This window comes from Methylobacterium symbioticum (assembly GCF_902141845.1).
GTDB lineage: Bacteria > Pseudomonadota > Alphaproteobacteria > Rhizobiales > Beijerinckiaceae > Methylobacterium > Methylobacterium symbioticum.
Genome location: NZ_CABFPH010000192.1, coordinates 1 through 4739, shown reverse-complemented (window position 1 = coordinate 4739; position 4739 = coordinate 1). Strand labels below are relative to the sequence as shown.

Here is a 4739-nt window from a genome sequence, read left to right as displayed (position 1 = left end):
GGGTGGCGCGGCGAAAGGCGGTGGCGCGCCCAAGGGCGGATCGAAGGCGTGCGGCGTCTCGGCGGGCCGACGCGGCGTCGGCATCGGCGCGGTGGGAGGCGGGGGAGTGGGGGGTGCCGCCCGCGCCCAGTCCATCTCCCGCGGCGGCTCGGGCCGGGGGGAGCCGGCCGGGCCGGGATGGCCCGGCATGTCGACCGCCCAGTCGATGAAATCCGGCCGAACCGGGCGCAGCGCCGAGGCCGGCCTCAGGCTGTGGCTCGGAACCGGCGGCGCCTCGCCGGGCAGGTCCCAGTAATCGCGCGGGTCGGCCGGCGGCAGGGCCGGCGGCGCCTCCGCCGGGGCCGCCGCACCCGCGATCTGAACCAGGATGACGTACTGGCCGATCTGGATCCGGTCCCCGTCCTTGAGCCGGCAGGCCTCCTGCAGGCGCTGCGGATTGCGGTTCAGGAAGGTGCCGTTGCGGGACACGTCCTGCAGCCAGTAGCCCCCGTCGCGATGGCGGATCTCGGCATGCTTGCCCGAGATCACCCGGTCGGGATCGGGCAATGTCCAGTCGAGATACTGGTCGCGGCCGATATCGATGCCGCGCCGCCCCGACAGGCTGATGCTCAGCGGGCCCGCATCGGGCAGGACGGTGAAGTTCTCGATCGTCAGAGTGAGCGTCATCATCCGTCTCTCTGGCAGAACCCCGGCAGAACCCGGGCGCACGCCCGGATGCCGCGCTCCGGCACCCCGGCTGAGGCCACGGGCCGGTGCGCCCGGGAGGCGCCGGACACGAGTCTTGGGTCTCCACCGGGATCTCCGTCAAGCCCTTGGCTCGGCGGGGAAAATACCGGCCGCGGCGTCGCGCGCCGGTCGCTCACCCCTCCGCCCGGCGCATCAGCGGCACGCCGATGTCGATGCAGGCCTGGAGCCGGCTCGCGCGGTCGCGGGCGCTCACCGTGGCCAGGGCCACGAGGATCGCGGTGCGCACCGCCTTCGGGGTCATCTCCGGCGTCGCCTGGACCACCGCCTGCGCGCTCGGACCGACATTGCCCCCGGACCAGCCCGCCGCGAGCGCCACCCAGGGCGTGGCCAGGCGGTGGTTGCCCGTCATGCCGAGGCGCAAGGCCTCGCGCTGGCGCAGGTCGTCCGGGTCGCGGACCCAGGATTCGGCGGCCTGGAGCGGCCCGTCCTCCTGCCCGATCGCGATCCGGCAGAGCAGGCGCACGCTCTGGGCCGCCCACCAGACCCCCTCGCGCCGTCCGAGGGCGTAGGCCAGGAAGCTGACGGCGTCCTCCGGCGTCTCGCTCTGCCGCAGCCGCTGCAGGAAGATCAGCGGCGGCTCGTCGGTCGGGCCCGCATGGATGTCGCGCTCCGTGCTCGGGAACGCGGCGTAGAGGTCCCGGGCGGTGCTGAAGCGGGTTCCCGTCACAGGAGGCCCCTCAGTTGAGGGTGATGAGGGGCGCCTTCTCCTCGATCAGCGCCGTCCCCTGCAGCGTGATCTTGCCGGCCTCGATGGTGATCGAGGCCGGATCCATGGTGATCTTGCTCGTGCCGCACTCGATCACGACCTTCGTTCCTGCCTTGATGTGGACCTCCTGGGCGACGACCGACTTCCAGTTGCCGCTCTCGACCTTGAAGCTGTCGTCCCCGTTCTTGATCACCGTCGAGCGCGAGGGCGAGCCGCTGGGCGTCTCGAAGGCGACGCCGATCTCGCGCGTCTCGGCATGGCGGACAACGGAATCGAGGTCCTTCTCGGCCCGGAGATTGATCTTCTCAGAAGACTTCTTGTCGTCGAAGGTGAGCTGGTTGTAGCCGCCGTGGCCTTTGGTCGAATCCGACTTGATGCCGGAGACCGTCTTCTCGTCGGGGAGCTTGAAGGGATAGGGATAGTCCTTGTTGTAGACCGTCCCGACCACGAGCGGCTGGTCGGGATCACCCTCGAGGAACTGCACCACGACCTCCTGCCCGACCCGCGGGATGACCTGGAAGCCCCAGGACTTGCCGGACCACATCTGCGCCACGCGCACGGGCCGCGAGATCTTGTCCTTGTCCCGGTTCCAGTGGAACTGCACGAAGATGCGCCCCTCCTCGTCGACGTCGATCTCCTCGCTCTCCTTGCCCTTGCGCGTGGTGACGATGGCGGTCTGCGGACCGTGGACCTGCGGCCGGGGGGTGACGAGGGGCGCGCGGTAGGGGCGGTCGACGGGCTGCAACTCGTAGATGCCCTTGTAGACGTCACCCGGATCCGCGCCGGCGCCGCTGCGGTAGGCCTCCGGGCTGATGACGTGGCGCGCCGAGACGACGAGGTACTGGCCGTCGTCGGCGGGGTGCTTCTGGATGGTCACGAGGCTGCCCGGAAACAGGCTCGCCGCATCCCCGACGGCGCCGCGACGGTGATCGAGCGCCTGGTCCGCCTCAAGCCGCACCTTCGCGCGCTTCTTGCCGAGGCCCTGCTCGGTGTAGCGGCCCGGGAAATCGTAGGCCTCGAAGCTCGCCTTCTCGTAGCGTTCGGAGCCGCGGGCATCGGCCTTCAGATTGGCCGCGGGCTTCATGTAGTCGAAGTCGTTCGTGGCGAAGGTCCCCGTGCGGACATTGCGGGCCGAGCGCCAGGCCGAGAGATGCTCGCGCTCGCGCCGGTCCTGGCCGGCGACCGGGATGAACGGGATGGTGCCGCCGCCCGCCTTGACCGGACGGTGGCACGAGCGCGAATCGGCGAGCACCAGCTTGTGCTTGCCCGCACTGTGCTCATGGAACGTATAGATTCCCCATTCCTCAAGCAGACGATTGACGAAATTCAGGTCACTCTCACGATATTGCACGCAATATTCGATCTTGTCATAATCACCGCGATTCGCCTTGACTTCGAAATCACTGAATCCAGCCTTCTTGAACACATCCTCGACGATGTCGATGACGGATTTGTCCTTGAAGATGCGGCAATCGGCACGCCGCCCGAGCAGCCACAGCCAGGGCCGCAGGGTCAGCCGATAGGCGTTGGCATCCTGCTGAACGCCGGTCCACTGCGCATCGACGACGATGCCGCTGTAGTAACGGTCGATCCCATCGTAGGACCGAAATCGAACGTGAGCGTTCTTGCCAAGCACACTGTCAAAGTTGAAATTCTGATCGTCGCACAGCGTATCGATTCTGTACTCGAACAGTGTACTCAAGCCTTCGTCGGCCTCGAAATGGACAAGGACAAACTTGTCACGCCCTGCCGATGTGACAAGTTCAGCCACACGACCTTGCTGCGAGGAGCCTGTGTAATTGCCGTCGGCCACAATCTGATCCGCGCTAGCTTTCCGACTCTGTTCGCGCTAGATCATTTCTCGCGCGATCCGAGAATCGTCAACCCGCCATTGCCGTTGTCAAGATCTATCCTCATGAGACACTCGGTCCGGCACTTCGCCTTTCTCGCGCCGCTCGCCCTCGCCGCAGCGACCGGCGCGCAGGCCGACCCTGCCTACAAGGCGTCGGACATCGTCGCGCATTTCGCGCCCGCGACTCAGCCCGGGCTCGGCGGGACCCGGGCGCTCTGCATCGGCACCGAGAGCGAGTGCGGGAAGGCGGTCCAGGACCGCTCCAAACCGGTCGACGGCTTCGACCTGCGGGTGAACTTCGACTACAACTCGGCCAACCTCACCCCGGCCGCCCGCCAGAACCTCGACGAGTTCGCGCGCGCCCTCAACGATCCGGCCCTGTCCAACGCCCAGTTCGTGGTCGAGGGGCATACGGACGGGATGGGCAGCGACGCCTTCAACCTCGATCTCTCGATGCGGCGGGCGCGCTCCGTGGTCGATTTCCTGAAGACGCACGGCGTCTCGGATGCGCGGATCGAGGCGAAGGGCTACGGCAAGCAGAAGCCGCTGGTTCAGGACCCGCTCTCCAGCCAGAACCGGCGGGTCGAGACGCGCCTGAAGACCGACTAGGCCTCCGCGCACCGTGGCGCTCGATCTCGACGCGACCCGACTGGTCGAGCCGCTCGGCGCGGACCTGCCCTGCGGCGAGGATCTCGACGAGGCGGCCGACCTCGACTTCCTCAACGGCCTCGCGCATGTCGAGGCCCAGCTTCCCTCGGCCTTCTTCAGCCGGGACGACGAGGGCAACCAGCAGGTCTTCGACCGCTCCACGATCGATTTCGGGCGCGAGTCGAAGCGGCTCCTCGCCCTGCTCGACCGGACGCGCGACCTGAGGCTCCTGACGCTGCTCGCGCGGCTGGCGATGCTCGACCGCGACCTGCGCGGGTTCGGGCAGGTGCTCGTGGCCGTTGCGGGACTCTTGGAGACCCAGTGGGAGGCAGTGCATCCGCGCGGCGAGGACGGGAGCTACGACCTGCGCGCGGCGGTGCTCCACGCCCTCGACGACGTGCCGACCGTCGTCCTGCCGCTCCAGCACGTCCCGCTGGTCCAGAGCCGGCGGCACGGGCCGATCAGCTTCCGCACCGTCATGGTGGCCGATGGCGAGGTGCCGCCGCGCAACGGCGACCCGGGCCCGGACCGCGGCGCGATCGAGCGCGTCCTGGCCGAGGCCGAGCCGGAGGCGCTGAAGCCGATCCAGGAGGCGCTCGCGACGATCGCCGAGGCCGCCGACCGGATCGGCGCGCTCACCCTGGCGCGGGCGGGCTACGGCAACGCCGTGGTCCTCGAGCGGCTGAGCCCCGCATCCGCCTTCCCCAAGCGCTTTCAGGAAAGAGTGAATCACGCCCAGCTCGGCCACGCCACGGACTTCTTCAACAGCCTGCTAGTCGCTGCCCG

Annotated in this window: 5 protein-coding genes; 2 read left to right on the top strand and 3 right to left on the bottom strand. The window is 68.6% G+C overall.

From position 1 onward, the window contains the following. The 3 genes from MET9862_RS28430 to MET9862_RS28420 form a co-directional block, all read right to left on the bottom strand. On the bottom strand, nucleotides 1-669 hold a 669-nt coding region (locus MET9862_RS28430; RefSeq protein WP_142586240.1), incomplete at its 3' end, for a type VI secretion system-associated FHA domain protein. A 190-nt stretch (nucleotides 670-859) separates the two neighbouring features. Beyond that, nucleotides 860-1414 (bottom strand): DUF6931 family protein, encoded by a 555-nt coding sequence (locus MET9862_RS28425; RefSeq protein ID WP_142586239.1) that lies wholly within the window; start codon nucleotides 1412-1414, stop codon nucleotides 860-862. Nucleotides 1415-1424: 10 nt separating this feature from the next. Beyond that, the gene (locus MET9862_RS28420; RefSeq protein ID WP_280179006.1) at nucleotides 1425-3224 is read right to left on the bottom strand and encodes a type VI secretion system Vgr family protein; all 1800 of its coding nucleotides are present in this window, start codon (nucleotides 3222-3224) and stop codon (nucleotides 1425-1427) included. A gap of 144 nt (nucleotides 3225-3368) precedes the next feature. Here MET9862_RS28420 and MET9862_RS28415 point away from each other — a divergent pair, with 144 nt between their 5' ends. Then, complete coding sequence (locus MET9862_RS28415; protein ID WP_142586237.1) at nucleotides 3369-3914, top strand: OmpA family protein; 546 nt, start codon at nucleotides 3369-3371, stop codon at nucleotides 3912-3914. A 13-nt stretch (nucleotides 3915-3927) separates the two neighbouring features. Further along, nucleotides 3928-4739, top strand: an 812-nt coding sequence (locus MET9862_RS28410; protein WP_185157044.1) for a type VI secretion system ImpA family N-terminal domain-containing protein, incomplete at its 3' end; no start/stop codon positions are given.